This window comes from Armatimonas sp. (genome assembly GCF_043760365.1).
Classification (GTDB): Bacteria; Armatimonadota; Armatimonadia; order Armatimonadales; family Armatimonadaceae; genus Armatimonas.
On record NZ_JAYUPA010000296.1, the window covers coordinates 1 to 1,947 of the forward strand.

The following is a 1,947-nucleotide window of genomic DNA, read 5'->3' on the forward strand; positions in this document are numbered from 1 at the left end:
CTTGCTTCGCCGGCAGAGTGCCACCCTCAAGACAGATCCACGTCCGCTGGTCGTCATGACCCCCAAGAGTCTCCTGCGCCATGCCCGCGCCGCCGCCACCCTCGCCGAGCTCTCGGCGGGCGGCTTCCAGGCAGTGCTCGACGACACGCGCGACCCCAGCCGTAAGAAAAACGTCACGCGGCTGGTTCTCTGTAGCGGGAAAGTCTACTACGACATGGTCTACGGTGCGGCCCCGCAGTACACCGAGCGCCCCGACTATCTCGCCGCTGAGGGCGTTGCCGTGGCCCGCGTGGAGCAGCTCTACCCCTTCCCTACGGGTGATTTAGAGGCGCTGATCGCCAGCTATCCGTCGGTGCAGGAAGTGATCTGGCTACAGGAAGAGCCGCAGAACATGGGCGCGTGGGTCTTTATGGCCCCCCGCCTGGAGAAGCTGCTGGGCTTCAAGCCGGTCTACATCGGTCGCCCTGAGGAAGCGAGCCCCGCCGAGGGTTCCCAGACGACCCATAACACCGAACAGCATCGAATTGTCACGGAGGCGTTTCTGAACGTCCCCGCAAGAAAGAGAGCGAAGTAGCAAATGCCGCTTGAGATAGTAGTTCCCCAGATGGGCGAGTCCATCGTCGAGGCGACCGTGGCGCAGTGGCTGAAGAAGCCCGGTGAGGCTGTCAAAGCACGAGAGGCACTGGTCGAGCTCGAGACCGATAAAGTCAATCAAGTGATCGAGGCCGACACCGACGGTGTGCTCACTCAAATCTTAGCCGAGGTCGGAGCCACGGTCGCCGTGGGCCAGGCCATCGGCCTGATCGAGGCTGGCCTCCCCCCGGCGGCACCACCGCCGACCCCCTCCGGCTCCGCGAAGGGGGAAAGTGCCGATGCCACACCCGTGGCGGCGGCGATGGCGGCGGCCAACAATCTCCCACTCGATGGCGTCGCGGGCACTGGCCCCGCCGGCAAGATCGGTAAAGCCGATGTCGAAGCCAAGCTCACCCTGCCCAAAGTCACTGCATCACCCGCTGTCACCGCTCCGGCTCTCCCGTCGGACGGGGGGGATGGTAGGCCCGTTGAGCGCGTTCCGCTCTCGCGCAAGCGGAAGGCAATTGCGACAAACCTCAAGAACGCCCAGAACACGGCGGCGATGCTCACCACTTTTAATGAAGTGGACATGAGCAAAGTCATGGAGCTTCGGGCGCGGCGCAAGGTGGACTTTGAGAGCCGCTTTGGTGTCGGGCTGGGATTCATGAGTTTCTTCACCAAGGCCACTGTCGGGGCACTCAAGCAGTTCCCGACGGTCAACGCCGAGATTGACGATGCACGCGGCGAGATTATTCTCAAGAAATACTACGATATTGGCATCGCGGTCGGGCTGGAAGATGGCTTGGTGGTGCCGATTATCCGGGATGCCGACAAGCTCAGCTTCGCGGCCATTGAGAAGAAGATCAAGGAAGTGGCGGGCAAGGCTAAAGAGGGCAAGCTCAGCCTCTCCGATCTGACGGGCGGAACATTCTCCATCACCAATGGCGGCACATTCGGCTCGATGCTCTCCACTCCAATCCTCAACTACCCGCAAGTGGGAATCCTAGGGATGCACAATATCGTCAAGCGCCCCGTGGTAGTCGGTGATGAGATTGTGATTCGCCCCATTATGTATGTCGCGCTCAGCTACGACCATCGCATCATTGACGGCAGCACCGCCGTCCGATTTCTAGTCAAGGTCAAAGAGCTGATCGAAGACCCCGAGACGCTTCTTTTAGAAGGATAAGAGAGAGTTTTATGACACTTTCCGAGACACTCAGCGCTCACGAAAAACCCATTCGTGAGTGGCTGGACGCGGCAAAAAAACACGTCGCGACTGTACAAAAACTCCAGAAAGCCACCGAGGATGGCATTGTGCGTGACTTAGAGAAGCTACGCTTTGCGGCGCAAGCCTCGGCGGAGACACTGGCAGAG

Annotated in this window: 1 protein-coding gene and 1 pseudogene; both read left to right on the top strand. The window is 60.5% G+C overall.

Annotated features, from left to right (window positions below; translation table 11 throughout):
- Window positions 1-574, top strand: a pseudogene (locus ACH2EH_RS07115) (2-oxoglutarate dehydrogenase E1 component); the annotation flags it as partial.
- 3 nt (window positions 575-577) lie between these two features.
- Window positions 578-1,759, top strand: coding sequence for a 2-oxoglutarate dehydrogenase complex dihydrolipoyllysine-residue succinyltransferase (gene odhB, locus ACH2EH_RS07120; RefSeq protein ID WP_395140275.1), 1,182 nt, complete (start codon window positions 578-580; stop codon window positions 1,757-1,759).
- Window positions 1,760-1,947: the final 188 nt, after the last annotated feature.